This window comes from Lentibacillus sp. JNUCC-1, from assembly GCF_009741735.1.
In the GTDB taxonomy this organism is placed as follows: domain Bacteria; phylum Bacillota; class Bacilli; order Bacillales; family Amphibacillaceae; genus Lentibacillus_B.
In genome coordinates, this window is record NZ_WHOH01000003.1 from 307,911 (window position 1) to 326,590 (window position 18,680).

An 18,680-nucleotide genomic window follows, 5' to 3' on the forward strand; every position below is an offset into this window, starting at 1 on the left:
GAAAATCAAATAAGAGCAATCAAGACATCAAATAAATCGTATGTTTATTCATTGAAATAAAACACGCCAGTTAAGTGAATAAGGGCGCACGGTGGATGCCTTGGTACCAGGAGCCGAAGAAGGACGGGACTAACACCGATATGCCTCGGGGAGCTGTAAGTAAGCTTTGAACCGAGGATTTCCGAATGGGGGAACCCACTGTTCGTAATGGAGCAGTACGCACATCTGAATACATAGGATGTGTGAGGCAGACCCGGGGAACTGAAACATCTCAGTACCCGGAGGAAGAGAAAGCAAAAGCGATTTCCCAAGTAGCGGCGAGCGAAACGGAATCAGCCCAAACCGGCAGGCTTGCCTGTCGGGGTTGTAGGACACACCATATGGAGTTACCAAGCTGTTTGTTAGACGAATCGATCTGGAAAGATCAGCCAAAGACGGTAACAGCCCGGTAGTCGAAAAGAAGCAGCCTCCGGTGTGGATCCTGAGTACGGCGGAACACGAGGAATTCCGTCGGAATCCGGGAGGACCATCTCCCAAGGCTAAATACTCCCTGGTAACCGATAGTGAACCAGTACCGTGAGGGAAAGGTGAAAAGCACCCCGGAAGGGGAGTGAAAGAGAACCTGAAACCGTGTGCCTACAAGTAGTCGGAGCCCGTTAATGGGTGACGGCGTACCTTTTGTAGAATGGACCGGCGAGTTACGATTGCATGCAAGGTTAAGTGGTAGACACGGAGCCGCAGCGAAAGCGAGTCTGAATAGGGCGTTTGAGTATGTAGTCGTAGACCCGAAACCGTGTGATCTACCCATGTCCAGGGTGAAGGTCAGGTAACACTGACAGGAGGCCCGAACCCACGTATGTTGAAAAATGCGGGGATGAGGTGTGGGTAGGGGTGAAATGCCAATCGAACACGGAGATAGCTGGTTCTCTCCGAAATAGCTTTAGGGCTAGCCTCAAGATCAGAGTACCGGAGGTAGAGCACTGATTGGACTAGGGGCCCTCATCGGGTTACCGAATTCAGTCAAACTCCGAATGCCGGATACTTATGCTTGGGAGTCAGACTATGGGTGATAAGGTTCATAGTCGAAAGGGAAACAGCCCAGACCGCCAGCTAAGGTCCCAAAGTATACGTTAAGTGGAAAAGGATGTGGCGTTGCACAGACAACCAGGACGTTGGCTTAGAAGCAGCCACCATTTAAAGAGTGCGTAATAGCTCACTGGTCGAGTGACACTGCGCCGAAAATGTACCGGGGCTAAACGTATCACCGAAGCTGCGGATTGTTCTTCGAACAATGGTAGGAGAGCGTTCTAAGTGCTGTGAAGTCAGACCGTGAGGACTGGTGGAGCGCTTAGAAGTGAGAATGCCGGTATGAGTAGCGAAAAAAGAGTGAGAATCTCTTTCACCGAAAGCCCAAGGTTTCCTGAGGAAGGCTCGTCCTCTCAGGGTTAGTCGGGACCTAAGCCGAGGCCGAAAGGCGTAGGCGATGGCCAACAGGTTGATATTCCTGTACCACCTCGTGACCGTTTGAGCGATGGGGGGACGCAGGAGGATAGGACAAGCGCACCGATGGACGTGTGCGCCCAAGCAGCGAGGGAGTTGGATAGGTAAATCCGTCCAACAATCCCAATCTGTGATGGGGAGGGAAATTGAGTACCGAAGTGTCTGAATCCACACTGCCAAGAAAAGCCTCTAGCAAGGTCACAGGTGCCCGTACCGCAAACCGACACAGGTAGGCGCGGAGAGAATCCGAAGGTGAGCGGGAGAACTCTCGTTAAGGAACTCGGCAAAATGACCCCGTAACTTCGGGAGAAGGGGTGCTCCTTTAAGGAGGAGCCGCAGTGAATAGGCCCAAGCGACTGTTTAGCAAAAACACAGGTCTCTGCGAAGCCGAAAGGCGAAGTATAGGGGCTGACACCTGCCCGGTGCTGGAAGGTTAAGGGGACGCGTTAGAGCCTACGGGCTCGAAGCGTAGAACTGAAGCCCCAGTAAACGGCGGCCGTAACTATAACGGTCCTAAGGTAGCGAAATTCCTTGTCGGGTAAGTTCCGACCCGCACGAAAGGTGCAACGACTTGGGCACTGTCTCAACGAGAGACCCGGTGAAATTATACTATGCGTGAAGATGCGCATTACCCGCGACAGGACGGAAAGACCCCGTGGAGCTTTACTGTAGCCTGATATTGAATGTTTGTACAGCTTGTACAGGATAGGTGGGAGCCTTGGAAGCGTGAGCGCCAGCTTACGTGGAGGCACCGGTGGGATACCACCCTGGCTGTACGACCATTCTAACCCAGGGCCGTGATCCGGTCCGGAGACAGTGTCAGGCAGGCAGTTTGACTGGGGCGGTCGCCTCCCAAAAGGTAACGGAGGCGCCCAAAGGTTCCCTCAGAATGGTTGGAAATCATTCGCAGAGTGCAAAGGCAGAAGGGAGCTTGACTGCGAGACCTACAAGTCGAGCAGGGACGAAAGTCGGGCTTAGTGATCCGGTGGTTCCGCATGGAAGGGCCATCGCTCAACGGATAAAAGCTACCCCGGGGATAACAGGCTTATCTCCCCCAAGAGTTCACATCGACGGGGAGGTTTGGCACCTCGATGTCGGCTCATCGCATCCTGGGGCTGTAGTCGGTCCCAAGGGTTGGGCTGTTCGCCCATTAAAGCGGTACGCGAGCTGGGTTCAGAACGTCGTGAGACAGTTCGGTCCCTATCCGTCGTGGGCGCAGGAAGTTTGAGAGGAGCTGTCCTTAGTACGAGAGGACCGGGATGGACACACCGCTGGTGTACCAGTTGTTCCGCCAGGAGCATAGCTGGGTAGCTACGTGTGGCAAGGATAAGTGCTGAAAGCATCTAAGCATGAAGCCCCCCTCAAGATGAGACTTCCCATCACTTCGAGTGAGTAAGATCCCTCAGAGACGATGAGGTTGATAGGTCTGGTGTGGAAGCGTGGCGACACGTGAAGCTGACAGATACTAATCGATCGAGGACTTAACTAGCGTAAAGTACGATGATGACTTGACCTCTTATTTGATTTTCAGGGTACAAAATCCAACATATTTTATACAATAAGCTTGATTTTTCCTGAAAATCGCTTATAATATTGTATGTGACTAAAATTCATAAAGGTCTGGTGGCAATAGCGAAGAGGTCACACCTGTTCCCATGCCGAACACAGCAGTTAAGCTCTTCTGCGCCGATGGTAGTTGGGGCATCGCCCCTGCAAGAGTAGCTCGCCGCCAGGCTTTTACCAGATTTGCCAACTTGGATAAGTTTTTAAATCCGGGCAAAAAATATGAGCTATAAACATTATTTTCTAATCCACAGTAGCTCAGTGGTAGAGCAATCGGCTGTTAACCGATCGGTCGCAGGTTCGAATCCTGCCTGTGGAGCCATGGAGAGCTGTCCGAGTTGGTCGAAGGAGCATGATTGGAAATCATGTAGGCCGCTATCGCGGTCTCGAGGGTTCGAATCCCTCGCTCTCCGCCATTTATTACTTAGAATCTTAGCACGGCCCGTTGGTCAAGCGGTTAAGACACCGCCCTTTCACGGCGGTAACACGGGTTCGAATCCCGTACGGGTCACCATGATTTAAAATACGGAGGATTAGCTCAGCTGGGAGAGCACTTGCCTTACAAGCAAGGGGTCGCAGGTTCGAACCCTGCATCCTCCACCATTTATAACCTGTGGTCACATGCAGAATTTATATGCATAACATATAAACGCATGGTTAACAGTTCAATATTTTTTTATATCGCGGGGTGGAGCAGTCTGGTAGCTCGTCGGGCTCATAACCCGAAGGTCGCAAGTTCAAATCTTGCCCCCGCAACCAAATTATTTTAACTGATGAAATCAGTTAAAAATCAGTAGTACTTTAGTGCAACCAAATTGGTCCGGTAGTTCAGTTGGTTAGAATGCCTGCCTGTCACGCAGGAGGTCGCGGGTTCGAGTCCCGTCCGGACCGCCACTTAATTTAATAAGAATCAGGCTCGGTAGCTCAGTCGGTAGAGCAAAGGACTGAAAATCCTTGTGTCGGCGGTTCGATTCCGTCCCGAGCCACCACTCTTATGTATTTTCTTGGAGGGGTAGCGAAGTGGCTAAACGCGGCGGACTGTAAATCCGCTCCCTCAGGGTTCGGCAGTTCGAATCTGCCCCCCTCCACCATTTAACATATAGGGGTATAGTTTAATGGTAAAACGAAGGTCTCCAAAACCTTTGATGTGGGTTCGATTCCTACTACCCCTGCCATTTTTATATGGCGGTCGTGGCGAAGTGGTTAACGCACCGGATTGTGGCTCCGGCACACGTGGGTTCGATCCCCACCGGTCGCCCCATATAACACATTGGGCTATAGCCAAGCGGTAAGGCAACGGGTTTTGGTCCCGTCATTCCCAGGTTCGAATCCTGGTAGCCCAGCCATTAAGCGGAAGTAGTTCAGTGGTAGAACACCACCTTGCCAAGGTGGGGGTCGCGGGTTCGAATCCCGTCTTCCGCTCCATTTACTTTTTATGGCTGGCGGCATAGCCAAGTGGTAAGGCAGAGGACTGCAAATCCTTTACCACCGGTTCGAATCCGGTTGCCGCCTCCAATACTTGACTGATTGCCTTCAATTCATTTAAACTTTATCATATGCCTGAGTGGTGGAACTGGCATACACGCAGCACTCAAAATGCTGTGCCGCGAGGCTTGTGGGTTCGAATCCCACCTCAGGTACTAATTATAGAAACGCTTGTACATCATCCGTTGTACAAGCGTTTTTCGTTGGTCACAGGACCAGGCATCATTGAAGTATCCACGATCTTATAGTACAATAAATAGATTGCAATAACGAATGAGGGTGAGAACGTGAGTCAAACATCAATTTACGGATTAACATATGACGCTCTGCAGTCTTGGTTAATGGAACATGGTCAAAAACGTTTCCGGGCTGAACAGGTTTGGGATTGGCTGTATAAAAAGCGTGTTGGCAAATTTTCCGAGATGAAGAATTTAAATCAAGCTACGATTGCTTTATTGGAAGAGCATTTCGTATTGCATACATTGGATGAAGAAATTAAACAAGAATCTGAAGATGGCACGGTTAAATATTTGTTCCGTTTGTCAGATGGCAACTTAATTGAGACCGTTCTGATGCGTTTTAACTACGGGTTAAGCGTATGTGTCACGACACAGGTTGGCTGTAATATCGGGTGTTCGTTCTGTGCCAGTGGTTTGCTGAAAAAGAGCCGTGACTTGAACGCCGGTGAAATTGTTGAGCAGATCATGAATGTCCAAAAGAGTCTGGATGAGAAAGGGAACGGCGAACGTGTGAGTCATCTTGTTGTTATGGGCATCGGTGAGCCTTTCGATAACTTTAATAATCTGATGGACTTTATCAATGTCGTCAACGACCATAATGGGCTAGATATCGGTGCCCGTCATATGACTGTTTCGACAAGTGGTCTGGCGCATAAGATCTATGAGTGGGCCGATGCCGGGACACAGGTGAATCTTGCTATATCACTGCATGCGCCAAACAATGAATTAAGAACCCAGATCATGAAGATCAACCGGGCTTTTCCAATTGAAAAATTGATGAAGGCTGTAGATTATTACTTGGAAAAGGTGAACAGACGCATCACGTATGAATATATTATGTTAAGAGACGTGAATGATCATGTGGAAGAAGCAGAACAGCTCGCAAAACTGCTTAAAGATAAGCGGCACTTGAGTTATGTGAACCTGATTCCATATAATTCCGTTGATGAGCACAACCAGTATCAGCGCAGCCATACCGAAGTCATTCAGACATTTGCAGATGTGTTGAAAAAGAGAGGCATTAACTGCGGCGTCCGCTGGGAAAACGGTGCTGATATCGACGCAGCATGTGGCCAGCTCAGAAGTAAACAGGTTAAAAAGAACAAACGCGATGCTGTTTGATTATAAATAAAAAACGTTGCTTAAGTGCAGCGTTTTTATTTATAATCCCTGTTAAAGGATTGGTGCATTGCAGATAGAACCTTTTGAGCTAAATTGCGAATCAGCGAAAAACAAACTTAAATCCCTGGCCTGGGAAGTTTTAGGTTGCAACTCGTATAGTAATTTCATGCGATTTTCCGATATAGCTAAGTTAAACAGCATATATGTTTGTGTGAGCACCGTGATTTGCGCTTCGGGAAGTCGCTTTCCGCGGGCACGGCCTCAGCCTCCTCGCTCGCAAAGATCGCTCACTGCGGGGTCTTCAGACTCGTGCTGTTTCGACGAACACGACGTTCTAGTGTCGGCGTTGGTCACAGGACGTGACCGTTCTTAGCCGACCCGCAGGAGTCGACTTCCCTCCGCGCCAATCACTCTATGTTATTCAGTAGCTTGAACGGTTCTGCTCAAGAAATCAAGTATGAACGTGAATATTTCTTGAGCTACTGACTAATAGGTATGATTCTTTATTTAGTCGTAATCTCGGCTTACTTATGGGTGTTTATTTACTTATGTTTTTTCTATTCCTATAACCCGCATTCACACTTTTATCCGATCTATCCACAATGGCGAGAATAAAGATCTTCTCACACAGCTCGGGGAAAACATGGAGACTCCTGTGGGAGCAAAAGCTAGATGAGACCCCAAAACGCGCAGCGCGAGGAGGCTCATCAGCGCCCACTGGACGCGCAGTGTTTCCCCCGAGCGGTTGCAAGAGGCAGTCATTAGTCACTTCGCAGTCTAAGGAAACTGTGTCTTTATCACTTTTGACATTGTTCAATAAGCAATTTTTCAATAAAAGCATTTAGCAACAGGGTAAAAGGTTAACGTGATACAATAGAGTTAGAAATGGAGTACGTGAGGAAGGGAAGGGTTTATGTGGTTTTGGCTTTGCGGTTGTTGTTTTATATTGGTGGCTTATTGATATTCAGCATGGGCATTACAACTGCCATTAATGTGCAGCATCTCGGCATACACCCTTGGGATGTGCTCAACGTGGCCATGTACGATAAGCTCGGTTTGACCATCGGCTCGTGGACAGTGATCATCGGGCTCATCCTGATTATAACATCATTAATACTTGATAAACGCTATGTAAAACTGGGCACGTTCTTGAACTTATTCCTTGTCGGGATCTTTGTTGATTTCTTCCTATGGGCTGATTTCCTGCCAAGTGCCCACCATACATGGGTGGATGTCATCACCATTATTTTCGGGATTGTACTGATGGGGCTGGGCGGTGGCATGTACAACGCAGGCGGCGTCGGCTCCGGACCAAGAGATGGCTTTATGCTGTCGATTTCAGATAAAACGGGCATGTCGATCGGCAGAGTGCGCATCCTAACTGAGAGCCTGGTCTTGGTCATTGGGTTGCTCCTCGGAGGCCCTGTATTCATCTTTACATTTGTATTTACCTTTATTCAAAGTCCATTGTTTCAGTTTTCTTACCTTAGACTTTCAAAAGTGGTTGAAACGGTCAAAGCTTATCAGGTGAAAAATAGATCGGAACAACGGGTGAATCAAGCATAGTGGTGAAAAGACGATAATCTAAAAAAGATGGTGACTATATTGGCTTTGTTTAATGAAAGGCATAGCTCATATCGCGATTTCCAGTCTTTACGCGAAGCAACTGATGACATTTTAGAGTTTATCGATGGGTATATTTATATGGCGCCGTCACCGGGGATCAAACATCAGAAAATATCTTCATACTTACATGGAGAGTTGTACAATGCCTTGAAAAACAGCGGATGCAATGTTTTTGCTGCCCCTACCGATGTATTATTCGATCATGTTGATGATGAAAGGAAGAAAAAGGTCGTACCGGATTTGTTTGTTGCCTGCGATCCAGACAGCTTTACTGAGAATGAACATGTCGGGCCGCCAGAATTCATTATCGAAATCCTTAGCCCATCCAGCAGATCTCATGATATGGTCACAAAACTCAATCTTTATATGAACAGTGGGGTCAAGGAATATTGGATTGTCGATCCTGTAAAACAACACATTATGGTCTACACAAAAGATGAGAACAACGAAGTCCAATTTGATTTGGTTACAGAACCAAGTATTGCTGTTTCCAAGTGTTTTCCCGAATTCAAGATTGACCTTGCTATCTTATTTTAAAAAGGCGTGCTCATTCCTATTGGAAGAGCACGCCTTATGTGTTCTGAGTTCACCGTTATGAATCTTTTTTCGATAGTGCCAATGCTTTTTTAAAGTCTTTAAGGGAGCTGGATTTACCATACATAAGCACGCCGCCCCGGTAGATCCGGGCACCTACTGCGGCAAAGAGCACGATCGTAATCACTAGGATGCCCATTGACAGTGCAACTTCCCATGCCGGAATATCAAGCATGCCAATCCGCATGAACATGATCATCGGCGTAAAGAAGGGAATGTATGAACTGACGGTCACGATTGTTGATTGCGGTGCGTTCAGTCCGAACATGGCAATGAAGAAAGCAATCATTATCAGGAAGATCATCGGTGTCAGGAATTGCTGCACGTCTTCCACCCGGCTGACGAGTGAGCCGAGCATTGCGGCCATGGTAGCGTATAGCAGATAGCCAAGAATGAAAAAGACGACCGCATAGACATAAATCACCGGTGACGTGTTTCCGAGTCCAAAGAATTCAAAGACACCGCCCGTTAATTCATCCTGTTTGGATTGAATCACCCCGTATCCCGCAACGATAAAGATTGAGACCTGGGTCAGGCCAAGCAAGGCGATGCCGACGATCTTGGCAAACATGTGCGTCACAGGAGAGGCACTTGAGATTAACAGTTCCATAACGCGTGATGATTTTTCATTGGCGACATCTTGAGCAATCATCATTCCGTACGTCATAACCGACATATATAGCAGGAACAGCATGACATACACAATCCCGCGCGCCTGATTGAGTTCTTCATCGGTTTTCGCCGTTTCATCAAGGGCGACTTTTTCGAATGAGACCGGGGTTTGAATATCAGCCAGTGTCGACTGGTCAATTCCGGCTTGTTCTGTAGCCATCGCCACCTTCATTTGCTGAAGCTGTTGCTGAATCGTGCCATGAACGCCGGAATCGGTGATCGTGTTGCTGTAGTATATGGCTTGCGGCAGCCCCGAGTCGTTCAAGGACAAGGTGACAAGGCCGTCATATTCACCCTCAGAAACCTGTTCTTTAGCAGCATCTTCCTCACCACTCAGCTGTACGAGTTCAATGTCTTCGTTTGTCTTTTCAGCCCCTGCTTCAAAGGGGTGAACAGTTCGTTGGTGTCATCGAGCACGGCAATGGTGTCAGGTTCATCCCCGCCGGAAAAGGTCTCAATAATCGTTTGGATATTGGCAAGCCCCACAATAAGTGCCAGCGTCAGCACCGTACTGATCAGGAATGATTTCGTTTTAAAACGGGTCATAAACGTATGAGACATAATGATCCAGAATTTATTCATACGAGGCACCAACTTTCTCTATGAAAATATCATCGAGTGAAGGCTCTTCAAGTTCAAATTTGCGAATAAACCCTTGCGACTGCAACTCTTTGAAAATAGCTTGTGAGACATCTTCATTCTCAATTTGCAGCTCACAGCCTTCTGTAACCGGCTTAAACTGGACAACTCCAGGAAAGTTTTTCAGGAAATCCAGGTTGTCATCTGAGTGGATGATCAGATTTTTCTTGCCGTAAGAACGTTTGATATCGCGGAGATCGCCCTGGACAACCTGACGACCTTGGTGAAGGATGCACAAATGTCTGCACAGTTCCTCAACGTGATCCATTCGGTGAGACGAAAAGACGATCGATGTGCCGCTGTTTTTCAAATCGACAACCGCTTCTTTGAGCATCTCGACGTTGATCGGGTCGAGTCCGGTAAAAGGTTCATCTAAAATAAGCAGCTCTGGCTTATGTATGACAGCAGAAATGAACTGGATTTTTTGCTGATTTCCTTTTGAAAGCTCTTCAACTTTCTGGTCCAGATATTCAGGTACTTTGAAACGGTCGAGCCAGCTTTTAAGTTCTGACAAGGCATCTTGCTTGGTCATGCCGCGAAGTTTGCCCAGGTAGATGAGCTGATCCCGAACCTTCAACTTCGGATACAGCCCGCGTTCTTCAGGGAGATACCCGATCAAATGGCTTTTATTGTAGCCGATCGTATCCCCGTTCCAAGCGATACTGCCTTCTGTTTGATCCAGGAGCCCGAGAATCATACGAAAAGTCGTCGTTTTCCCAGCTCCGTTACCCCCGAGAAATCCGTACATTTCGTTGTCAGGAATTTCAAGAGAAAGATCGTCAACAGCCGTGTGCTGCCCGAACTTTTTAGTAATGTGATCAAGTACTAATGTCAATATACTCACTCCTTATTTAAATAGTAATACGTATAGCGACGGTGGAAAGTTTCTGTTAGACCTGTGTATATGGTATTGCTTTTTGTTAAGATAGCGTATTTGTAGACTGCGAACTGAGTAAACCCACTATGCTTTTATGTGAGAGTCGTGATTTTCGCTCCGGGAAGTCGCTTTCCGCGGGCACGGCCTCAGCCTCCTCGCGGAAGACCACCGCTGTGGGGTCTTCGGACTCGTGCTGTTCCCGCAGGAGTCGACTTCCCTCCGCTTCAATCACTTCATGTTAGTCAGTGGCTTGGACGGTTCCTCTCATATAAACGTTAGGGAATTAACCCTCCTCACCAAGCTCGGGGAAAACATGGAGACTCCAGCGGGAGGATAAGCCTCGGTGAGACCCCAGAGGTCGATATAGGGGAAGGAAGGCTAAAACCGCGCCGTCCTGTCGCAACGCCTTCATGACCCACCTCCTGTGGGCCCAAGGCTCAGTAGCGCCCTCGGCAAAGAAGACACTGTGAAAGTGAACTTCTTGAACAGATGTCACACTTTAGCTGTGATAAAGTTAAAGCGGAGTGTTTTCCCCGAGCGATTGCCAGGAGCAGTCATTCCATGTTTTCACTGGTTCGCATTTTCGTAAGAATTTTAACTGTAAAAGCCCTAATCTATCAGAAAAAGTTCTTTGTCAAAATGATTCTGTGTGCTTGGGTCGCATGAGTGTGATGATTAATCCGCCGGCTGCGAATGGGATTCCGAGCAGGAGGTACCACCAGACGTGGGTGGCGATGGTGATGACCGTAAATATGAGCACAGAGAGACAGATTAATATAATTCCCCCTGCCACGTAGGGTGGTTTGAACGGTTCTTCCCGTGATAAATTCACTTCCATAATGACAGAGGTGATCCCCCAGCTGCCCACATGCCCAAGCAGAAGAAGAGACAGGACCATGGCCATGCTCATTTCTATACCGATCATGGTCAGCGTCAGGAAAAAGTATATAAGCACCAAGGTGACATACCACGCAAATGACTTGGCTTTTGTCCGTATGTGCACATGTACCTCATCCAGTCCGCGTTCCTTTTTTAATTTTATGCGCGCATACCCCCATCCTATAAGCCCACAAATCATGCCACCGTAAACCCCAATTAATCCGCCGATTGACACATCCATTGCCTAGTCGCCCCTTTTTAAAGCTCATCCTCAAACACAAACACATCTTCAATCTTGCAATCAAACTGCCGGGCAATCCGAAATGCCAGTTCAAGCGAGGGGTTGTATTTTCCCGATTCAATCGCCACGATAGACTGCCTTGAAACCCCAACACGCTTTGATAGATCTTCTTGTGTGAACTTATGCTGTTTACGCAGCGCTTTAATTTTGTTTTTCACTATAATCCCCTGCCGATCTTTTGACAAGTTACCTTGACATTTTCATCGTACAGGAGGTTTTTTAAAATGTCAAGGTAAGTTGACATTTTTGTTAGAATCAATCAGCAATGGAGCTTTTTTAATTTCCTAACTTTCCATGCATACCCGAAAAACGGCAGGGCAGTAAAAATCAGAACGAGGTAGGCGAGACCGCCGAAAATGAGGGCGAGCGTTCCAATAAAATCCGGCATCCAGTTGGAATGGCTTAATTCCCTTAGCACGTATAACAGCAATATGGCGAATAGAGCATATAAAGCAGCGATTCCGGTTTTTCGTTTTTCAGTTTCATACTTCGTGAGCAGCGAGCTGTTGTCGGTGTAAATGGGAGGTGTCCCAGCCGGTGCCCTGAATATGTGCATTGAATTTCCAGCAGAACAGACATGTGACCAACCGCCTTCCTCGAAGTAAGAAAAATAATCACTGTCAGCATCCTTCTGATAGTCGAGTGCGAATGCAACATCTTGCGGCGTGCCTTGTCTGAGTTTATAACCAAATGGGGTAAAACTTTCTAAAATCCAGCCTTCTCTTGCAAAGCGTTCCAGCTTTTCCATGTCGCCTTCTTCTGTAAATGCCAGTCCGCCGCTGGAGATGTACTTTTTCTTCACAATTGATCTACTCCTTTCTCTGTGAATATCACTTCAGCTTGGTGAACCATTTGCCGCCGTCGTTCCACTTCTTGCTTGAGCAATTTAATCCCTTTGTCAGTTGCCTGGTAAGTTTTCTTCTTCTTGTCACCTTCATCGATGAGCTCAATGAGCCCGCTTTTCAATAATTTTTGAATGGTTGTATACATCGAAGCTGGCCCAATCACAAACGCGCCATCGGTCATCGATTCAATCGTCTTCATGACAAGATAACCGTGCTTGGCTTCGACGAGTGATAATAAAATATAATAGGCCGTATCCGTGAGTTCCCTCATCTCGGGTTTTTCTTTCGCCATTAATTTTAGACCTCCTTCGTATATCATGATGTGATATATCATAACCAGATTATATCATAATATGATATATGTCAACTGTGTGAGGAAAAGTTGTGAGGGGAGAGCTTTGAAATGTTTTTTGAATGCTAGGGGAAGAGAAGGGAGGGGTGAGCGGAGAAATAAAAGAGCCGAGCGAAGAAATAAATAGCATGAGCAGAGAAATAAAAGTGGTGAGCAAAGAAATAAATGGCATGAATGAAGAAATAAAAGAGCGGAGTGAAGAAAATAAAGGAACGAGCAAAGAAATTAATAGTGTGAGTGAAGTGAATTCAGTGCTGAGCGCACCGAATAATGGTGCGAGCGCGTCAAATAAAGAGCTGAGCGCATCGAATAATGGAGTGAGCGCGTCAAATAAAGAGCTGAGCGCACCGAATAATGGTATGAGCGCGTCAAATGAGGAGCTGAGCGCATCGAATAACGGCATGAGCGCCCCAATAAAAGCAGTGAGCGCTGCAGAAAAAGGGTTAAGCGCTCCAATAAAAGTAGCGAGCGCTCCAATAAAAGCAGCGAGCCCCCCAATTAAAAGCCCAAGCGCCCCAATCCCGCGCACTCCTCTCACCAAATATGCATGTTTGCAAACCTCCCCCGCATAGAATGATAGAAAAGTTGACCGGGGAAGGAGGGCAATCCACCATAAGCAGGTCTAAATGTAAACGCTATCAATCGTACAAAGGAGGGGCATGATGAATAACGTTATTCTGTTTGAGTTCATTATTTATTTTGCGGTGATTATTGGGATTGGTTATGCGACGAGCCGGACGACGATGAGTCATTCGGTGTTCCTTCTGGGCGGGAAGAAGCTGCCGGGCTGGGCGCTGGCGTTTTCGGAACGGGCGACGGGGGAGTCGGCGTGGCTTCTGCTCGGGTTTACAGGGTTTGTTTTCACCACTGGTCTTGCCGGGGTATGGGTTGCGGTTGGGATCGGTCTGGGGATCATATTTTCCTGGCTGTTCTTGGCCAAGCGCTTCATGAGAGAGACCGATAAGCATGGGGTGCTGACCTTGCCTGATTTTCTCGCGGTCAGTTTTGGGGAAAAGGCGAACCTGATCAGGTGGATCGCGAGTATTTTGATTGCGAGCTTTTTCATGTTTTATGTGGGGCACAGCTGGCAGGCGCGGGGAAGCTGTTCTTTACAACGTTTGACATGAGTCCGAAAGTCGGGATTGTCCTTGCGACGATTGTCGTTCTTGGGATTGCGTTCTTCGGCGGATTTGTCTCGGTGGTCTGGACGGACATGATTCAGAGTTTGATGATGCTCACGACTTTGGTCGTGTTGCCGATTGTTGCCCTCATCTATATCAATACGAATGATTTGTCGATCAGCACATCACTCATCGAAGCCGGGGATTCGTTTAATTCCTGGTTTGGCGGGCGACCGGTTTCACACTCGGGGTGCTGTTTTTTAACAACTTTTCCTGGTTCTTCGGTTATCTCGGGGCCAGCCACAGCTCAGCGCCCGTTTCATGGCTTTGAAAAATGACAGAGAAGCCAAGCAGGGATTATCGTGTCGATTACATGGACGGTACTTGCATATATCGGTGCCTTCCTCATCGGTCTTTCAGCGATTGCCATATACAAACAAGGGTCCTTCGCCGATACGGAAACCATTCTCCCTCATATGATTCTCGACCTGATGCCGACTTGGATCGGCGGTTTGCTGCTGGCAGGGATCCTCGCTGCGATTATCACGACTGCGAATTCTCAGCTACTTGTGGTCACAAGCTCGGTCAGTGAAGACATTATTCACAGAGCGCTCGGTATTCGTCTAAGCGATCGCCAGCTCGTCTGGCTGTCGCGCTTCGTGATTCTCATTTCAGGTGTGATCGGCATGATCATTGCGCTATCGTCACAGTCGCTCGTGTACCTTGTTGTCAGTTGGGCCTGGGCGGGGGTCGGGTGTACGCTCGGACCGGCGATTCTCATGACCTTTTTCTGGAAAAAGTACTCCAGCACTGGCGTCGTTGCGACCATTCTATCTGGTTTCGTCTTCACAGTCGTCTGGATCAGCACCGATTTGGATGAGCAACTGACAGCACGGTTTGCAACGTTCTTTGTCGCAGCTTTCTTCGGCATCGTGTTCAGCTTGCTGTTTCCGGATAAAAAGAAGGAACAGCCCGCTGACGTTTAACGCGTGCCCCCAACCAAGGCGTCCATAGAAACGGCCGTGGACGCCTTCTTTATAATAAAGTTTGAAAAATTATTAACATAGCCTATAATGAGGAAAGATATATAGAAACAGGGGGATATTACGCATGAGATCATCACCAATTTCACAAAAAGAACGGATCTACACGATTGACATCATTAGGGGCTTTGCGCTGTTTGGCATCTTTCTCGTCAACATGCCGGCGTTTCATTCGGCGGATTTTATGAAATCAGTTTATGGATTTGAAGTGTCGTACACAGGACTGGACTACTGGGTGGATGTGTTTTTCACCTTATTTGTCGAGATGAAATTTTTCACCACGTTTTCGTTTCTTTTTGGCCTTGGGTTTTACATTTTCATGAGCCGGGCCGATGCGAAAGGCTTGAAAACGGCTACCCTTTTTCTCAGGCGAATGCTTGGGCTGCTTGCGTTCGGCGTTGTTCATCTGATCGCTTTATGGTACGGGGATATTTTGCATACATATGCCATCGCTGGTGTGTTCCTGCTGTTCTTTTACAAACGGAAAATCATGACGATGCTCATCTGGGCCGCGAGCCTGCTGTTTGTGTATAACGCCTTTCTTGGGCTCACACTGCTGGTGCCGAGCAGCTTTCTGGAGAGCATGGAAGCTTCCGAGTCCAGTCTGATGGCGAGCTTCCTCAGGGAGTATGTGGCCGTCTATGAAAATGCTGGATATATCGAATGGGTCACTTACCGGCTGGGAGCTGAGCTGCCCATTATCCTAATCAACCTGATCCCAGCGCTGATCCCGGTTTTTGCGATGTTCTTGATTGGACTTGCTGCAGGGAAAGCCGGGATTTTCCACAATATAGCCGGGCACCTTCCGCTCATTAAAAAGATCTGCCTGATCACAGGGCTCATCAGTTTACCGCTCGTCGTGCTTCTGGGGTTATTCAAAATGGATATCCTCGACTGGGGTGTTAAGCAAATTTACATCGTTCAGCTTTTAACAAGCATCGGCAGCACGTTCATGAGCCTGTTTTACGTAAGTGCGCTGACGCTGGTCTTGAGAAAAGATACGTGGCAACAAGCGCTGCGCCCGCTCGGATTCACAGGTCAGATGGCCTTGACCAACTACTTAATGCAAACCGTCATCGCAATTGCTATATTTGTTGGATTCGACCTATACGGGAAGGTCAGCTTGGTCACCGGAACCCTGATCTGCCTTGCCATATTCGCCGTACAGATGATCTGGAGCACACTCTGGCTCAAAACCTTCAGATTTGGCCCATTCGAATGGCTCTGGCGGTCATTCACGTACCTTAAAATTCAGCCGTTGAAAAAATGATAGTGGAGGGGGCTAGGCCCCTAGGATTTTCAGCCTAGGGACCTGGCCCCCAACTTTATACTTATGGGTTTTTCATATATAATCGTATAACTAGATGTTATGTTCTACATGGAAGGTGATGAAATGTTTGGTCGTATTGATCAGAAAAAAGCACGCTTGGACAAAAGACGTCCTTTACCTAAGTACACATTGCAAAGTTTGCGTGAAAAGCTACTGCTCGAATGGACATACCACTCAAACGCAATAGAGGGCAACACCTTAACCTTACAGGAAACAAAAGTCGTACTTGAAGGGATAACGGTGGGTGGTAAGACCATGAGAGAACACTTGGAAGTAATTAATCACCGCCATGCTATTTCTTATGTTGAAGACATCGTTCAGCACCAAGAGCCTTTATCAGAATGGCAAATTAAAAAACTGCACCAGCTGATCCTAAAAGATATTGATGATCAAAATGCAGGTGTCTATCGTCTAGAACAGGTGTTTATTTCAGGCGCTGCACATATACCGCCTGCACCATATTTTATAAAAGAAAAAATGGAAGCGCTCATAACATGGTACGAACAGGAAACACCTTACATGCATCCATTGACTCGCGGTGCGATGCTCCATGCAATATTTGTGGGAATTCACCCTTTTGTTGACGGAAATGGCCGTACATCACGTTTGTTACTGAACTTAGAGCTAATGAAAGAAGGTTTTCCCCCGATTGTGATCAAAGTACAAAACCGACTCAGCTATTATCAGGCTTTAGATAAGGCTCACACAAAAGGGGAATATGAGGACTTTATTCAGCTTGTTGCTAAAGAGGCGGAGGATTCTTTGGATCTGTATTTAAGTGCAGCCGAATCCTGAGCAGAAGCAAAAACCCTTGAGCAGTCCGCCTGTCCAAGGGTTTAACGTTTTCCTATTGAAGTTCACCAATCAAAACAGCTTCCATGTCCGTGACTTTAAATTGCGTGTTTTCCGCGCTAATATAGATTTCATCTCTGCCACTCACATCAAATTCAAAATCTATTTTTTCTCCTGGCTTAATGGTGCCGATGACTTCAATCACTTCTCTTTCACTGTCAAGCAGTCTCAGCTCCATTGGGTCGTCGCCTTCTTTGTGATATAGGAATCCAGAGAACTTCTTATAGTTCGATTCAGGGTGCAGCTGAAGCTTACGGGAAATCGGATCAATCTCTGTCATCTTAATGCCTTGCTCATAATTCTCACCGTCAATGGTCACATCTGTCGCTTCATTCGTAATGTAAATCATTGAATCATGGGAACGGCCGACCCCGAGATCATACACATCCGTCGGTTCACCGCGCAACCCGAACTCGACAGTCTGGTCACGCCTTAAATAGTTAACCGGTGTCTCCAAATGCTTCATGATCAGACGCTCAGGCAAATAGAGCTTACCCTCAAACTCAATGAACTTATACTGGTCAACTTCATCATCTGATGGTGCAAAATAATCGTCCATCGATTCCAAATAAAACTGCCCGACATCAAGCAGTGCACCTTCCTCTTCCTCGTGCATCGGCTCATAAGTGAAATCTCCCTTCCCCTTATAAACCTCAGCCGTGCGTTTCTCAGGATCATATGTAATTTCATAATCAAGCAAAGACGTCACAAACTCAGATTCCACATATTTATGTTCTTCATGCTCAATCAGAATCGTGTCTTCCTCGTTAAAATCAGAGACTGCTTCCTGATCCAAAAGCACCTCTCCCACGTCCAGGACATTCACCTCATTAGCAAACGTCTCTTCCTCTATGACTTCCTCTTCTTCCGTATCTGTCTCATCTTCTTCAATTGCATCTGCTTCTGTGTTTGCATTGTTTTCTTCAGATGCAGCGGCTTCCGCATTCGCACCCGACTCTTCATCTTTACCGGAACATGCGTCAAGCAGTCCCACAGTCATCACGACTGCCAAAAGCCCTAACAACCATTTTCTTCATCAATCTCTTCCTCCAATTTTTAAAAATGTTTAAATGACATAAATTCTAATGTAGCATTAAGTTTAAACAAACACAATGGACTTACTGCCTAGTGCTTTAGTAACGAAAACCAAATCTATTAATGTAACCAATACCCAAAGTAAATTAATACCACTTTTACAAAAAATTGTTTTTATTGATTCCAGATGATAAACTTCTTATCATGAGTGATTATTTTGAAAAAATGGTTATTGCTGAAGTATAAACATAAGGCTGAGCTTGAAGAAGGGGAGGTTGAATGGGAACGGTAAATTATGGCATTGATTCATCGTTTTGGCTGAAGCTTCTTTTCATATTGGTGTTGGTCGGGGTATTGCTGTATTCATTTAATGCGATTATGAGAAGGGTTCTTAAAGTTGAAAAAAGGAAATTGTTCTCACTTGATCACGTGAATTCATTGCACAAGAAAATGGATTGGACCATTAGAATGACTTTTATTGTCCTACTGATTTTTGGAGGGATCATCAATATCTTAAGACAGCCAGAGCCAATTTTAATTCTTCAACCATACATTTTAATGATTATGTTGGTCTTTTTACCGTACTAATGAGCGGGAAAGCCCAT

14 protein-coding genes, 14 tRNA genes, 2 rRNA genes and 2 pseudogenes are annotated in these 18,680 nt (G+C 46.8%); 25 read left to right on the top strand and 7 right to left on the bottom strand.

Going from position 1 to position 18,680, the window contains the following annotated elements:
• Positions 1–68: 68 nt before the first annotated feature.
• From JNUCC1_RS11890 to JNUCC1_RS11980, 19 genes are all read left to right on the top strand, one after another.
• A 23S ribosomal RNA gene (locus JNUCC1_RS11890) occupies positions 69–2,989 on the top strand.
• Positions 2,990–3,119: 130 nt separating this feature from the next.
• Positions 3,120–3,235: ribosomal RNA gene (gene rrf, locus JNUCC1_RS11895) — 5S ribosomal RNA — on the top strand.
• Between the two features lie 75 nt (positions 3,236–3,310).
• Positions 3,311–3,385, top strand: a tRNA-Asn gene (locus JNUCC1_RS11900).
• Position 3,386: 1 nt separating this feature from the next.
• Positions 3,387–3,479, top strand: a tRNA-Ser gene (locus JNUCC1_RS11905).
• A 23-nt stretch (positions 3,480–3,502) separates the two neighbouring features.
• Positions 3,503–3,577: transfer RNA gene (locus tag JNUCC1_RS11910), tRNA-Glu, on the top strand.
• A gap of 13 nt (positions 3,578–3,590) precedes the next feature.
• Positions 3,591–3,666: transfer RNA gene (locus JNUCC1_RS11915), tRNA-Val, on the top strand.
• Positions 3,667–3,745: 79 nt separating this feature from the next.
• A tRNA-Met gene (locus tag JNUCC1_RS11920) sits at positions 3,746–3,822 on the top strand.
• A gap of 58 nt (positions 3,823–3,880) precedes the next feature.
• Positions 3,881–3,957, top strand: a tRNA-Asp gene (locus JNUCC1_RS11925).
• Between the two features lie 19 nt (positions 3,958–3,976).
• Positions 3,977–4,052 (top strand) — tRNA-Phe (locus JNUCC1_RS11930).
• A 17-nt stretch (positions 4,053–4,069) separates the two neighbouring features.
• A tRNA-Tyr gene (locus tag JNUCC1_RS11935) sits at positions 4,070–4,154 on the top strand.
• A gap of 10 nt (positions 4,155–4,164) precedes the next feature.
• Positions 4,165–4,238: transfer RNA gene (locus tag JNUCC1_RS11940), tRNA-Trp, on the top strand.
• A 10-nt stretch (positions 4,239–4,248) separates the two neighbouring features.
• Positions 4,249–4,324 (top strand) — tRNA-His (locus JNUCC1_RS11945).
• A gap of 10 nt (positions 4,325–4,334) precedes the next feature.
• Positions 4,335–4,409, top strand: a tRNA-Gln gene (locus JNUCC1_RS11950).
• Between the two features lie 4 nt (positions 4,410–4,413).
• Positions 4,414–4,488: transfer RNA gene (locus JNUCC1_RS11955), tRNA-Gly, on the top strand.
• 16 nt (positions 4,489–4,504) lie between these two features.
• Positions 4,505–4,578, top strand: a tRNA-Cys gene (locus JNUCC1_RS11960).
• Positions 4,579–4,621: 43 nt separating this feature from the next.
• Positions 4,622–4,703 (top strand) — tRNA-Leu (locus JNUCC1_RS11965).
• Positions 4,704–4,835: 132 nt separating this feature from the next.
• Positions 4,836–5,909 carry a 23S rRNA (adenine(2503)-C(2))-methyltransferase RlmN gene (rlmN, locus tag JNUCC1_RS11970; protein WP_331713769.1) on the top strand — a complete coding sequence of 358 codons (1,074 nt, stop codon included), beginning with the start codon at positions 4,836–4,838 and terminating at the stop codon, positions 5,907–5,909.
• A gap of 969 nt (positions 5,910–6,878) precedes the next feature.
• A complete protein-coding gene (locus JNUCC1_RS11975; protein ID WP_442915498.1) occupies positions 6,879–7,475 on the top strand; it encodes a YczE/YyaS/YitT family protein in 597 nt (198 codons plus the stop codon).
• A gap of 27 nt (positions 7,476–7,502) precedes the next feature.
• Positions 7,503–8,072: a Uma2 family endonuclease gene (locus tag JNUCC1_RS11980; RefSeq protein WP_231784200.1), complete on the top strand. Its 570-nt coding sequence runs from the start codon at positions 7,503–7,505 to the stop codon at positions 8,070–8,072.
• Positions 8,073–8,127: 55 nt separating this feature from the next.
• Here the strand turns inward: JNUCC1_RS11980 and JNUCC1_RS11985 are convergent.
• The 6 genes and pseudogenes from JNUCC1_RS11985 to JNUCC1_RS12010 form a co-directional block, all read right to left on the bottom strand.
• Positions 8,128–9,383 (bottom strand): annotated as a pseudogene (locus JNUCC1_RS11985) (ABC transporter permease).
• Entirely contained in the window at positions 9,376–10,275 is a 900-nt protein-coding gene (locus JNUCC1_RS11990) for an ABC transporter ATP-binding protein (RefSeq protein WP_156645709.1), read from the bottom strand. The pseudogene JNUCC1_RS11985 and the gene JNUCC1_RS11990 overlap by 8 nt, the downstream one beginning before the upstream one ends.
• A 676-nt stretch (positions 10,276–10,951) precedes the next feature.
• A complete protein-coding gene (locus JNUCC1_RS11995; RefSeq protein ID WP_156645710.1) occupies positions 10,952–11,437 on the bottom strand; it encodes a hypothetical protein in 486 nt (161 codons plus the stop codon).
• A 17-nt stretch (positions 11,438–11,454) separates the two neighbouring features.
• Entirely contained in the window at positions 11,455–11,655 is a 201-nt protein-coding gene (locus JNUCC1_RS12000; protein ID WP_331713770.1) for a helix-turn-helix transcriptional regulator, read from the bottom strand.
• Between the two features lie 101 nt (positions 11,656–11,756).
• The gene (locus JNUCC1_RS12005; protein ID WP_156645712.1) at positions 11,757–12,299 is read right to left on the bottom strand and encodes a DUF2812 domain-containing protein; all 543 of its coding nucleotides are present in this window, start codon (positions 12,297–12,299) and stop codon (positions 11,757–11,759) included.
• Positions 12,296–12,634 (bottom strand): PadR family transcriptional regulator, encoded by a 339-nt coding sequence (locus JNUCC1_RS12010; protein WP_156645713.1) that lies wholly within the window; start codon positions 12,632–12,634, stop codon positions 12,296–12,298. The genes JNUCC1_RS12005 and JNUCC1_RS12010 overlap by 4 nt, the downstream gene beginning before the upstream one ends.
• 122 nt (positions 12,635–12,756) lie before the next feature.
• Between JNUCC1_RS12010 and JNUCC1_RS12015 the strand changes: the two genes are divergently transcribed.
• The 5 genes and pseudogenes from JNUCC1_RS12015 to JNUCC1_RS12030 all read left to right on the top strand — a co-directional run bounded on the left by JNUCC1_RS12015 (position 12,757) and on the right by JNUCC1_RS12030 (position 16,983).
• On the top strand, positions 12,757–13,266 hold the full coding sequence (locus JNUCC1_RS12015; RefSeq protein WP_231784201.1) for a hypothetical protein: 510 nt from the start codon (positions 12,757–12,759) through the stop codon (positions 13,264–13,266).
• A gap of 171 nt (positions 13,267–13,437) precedes the next feature.
• Positions 13,438–14,153: pseudogene (locus JNUCC1_RS19285) on the top strand (sodium:solute symporter family transporter).
• 24 nt (positions 14,154–14,177) lie between these two features.
• Positions 14,178–14,801 (top strand): sodium:solute symporter family transporter, encoded by a 624-nt coding sequence (locus JNUCC1_RS19290; RefSeq protein WP_331713771.1) that lies wholly within the window; start codon positions 14,178–14,180, stop codon positions 14,799–14,801.
• A 124-nt stretch (positions 14,802–14,925) separates the two neighbouring features.
• On the top strand, positions 14,926–16,128 hold the full coding sequence (locus JNUCC1_RS12025; protein WP_156645715.1) for a DUF418 domain-containing protein: 1,203 nt from the start codon (positions 14,926–14,928) through the stop codon (positions 16,126–16,128).
• A gap of 123 nt (positions 16,129–16,251) precedes the next feature.
• Positions 16,252–16,983 carry a Fic family protein gene (locus JNUCC1_RS12030; RefSeq protein ID WP_156645716.1) on the top strand — a complete coding sequence of 244 codons (732 nt, stop codon included), beginning with the start codon at positions 16,252–16,254 and terminating at the stop codon, positions 16,981–16,983.
• Positions 16,984–17,035: 52 nt separating this feature from the next.
• On the opposite strand, the gene JNUCC1_RS12035 is transcribed toward JNUCC1_RS12030, so the two are convergent.
• Positions 17,036–18,052: a hypothetical protein gene (locus JNUCC1_RS12035; RefSeq protein WP_197431726.1), complete on the bottom strand. Its 1,017-nt coding sequence runs from the start codon at positions 18,050–18,052 to the stop codon at positions 17,036–17,038.
• Positions 18,053–18,354: 302 nt separating this feature from the next.
• On the opposite strand from JNUCC1_RS12035, the gene JNUCC1_RS12040 reads away from it, so the two are divergent.
• Positions 18,355–18,663, top strand: coding sequence for a DUF4181 domain-containing protein (locus JNUCC1_RS12040; RefSeq protein ID WP_156645718.1), 309 nt, complete (start codon positions 18,355–18,357; stop codon positions 18,661–18,663).
• Positions 18,664–18,680: the final 17 nt, after the last annotated feature.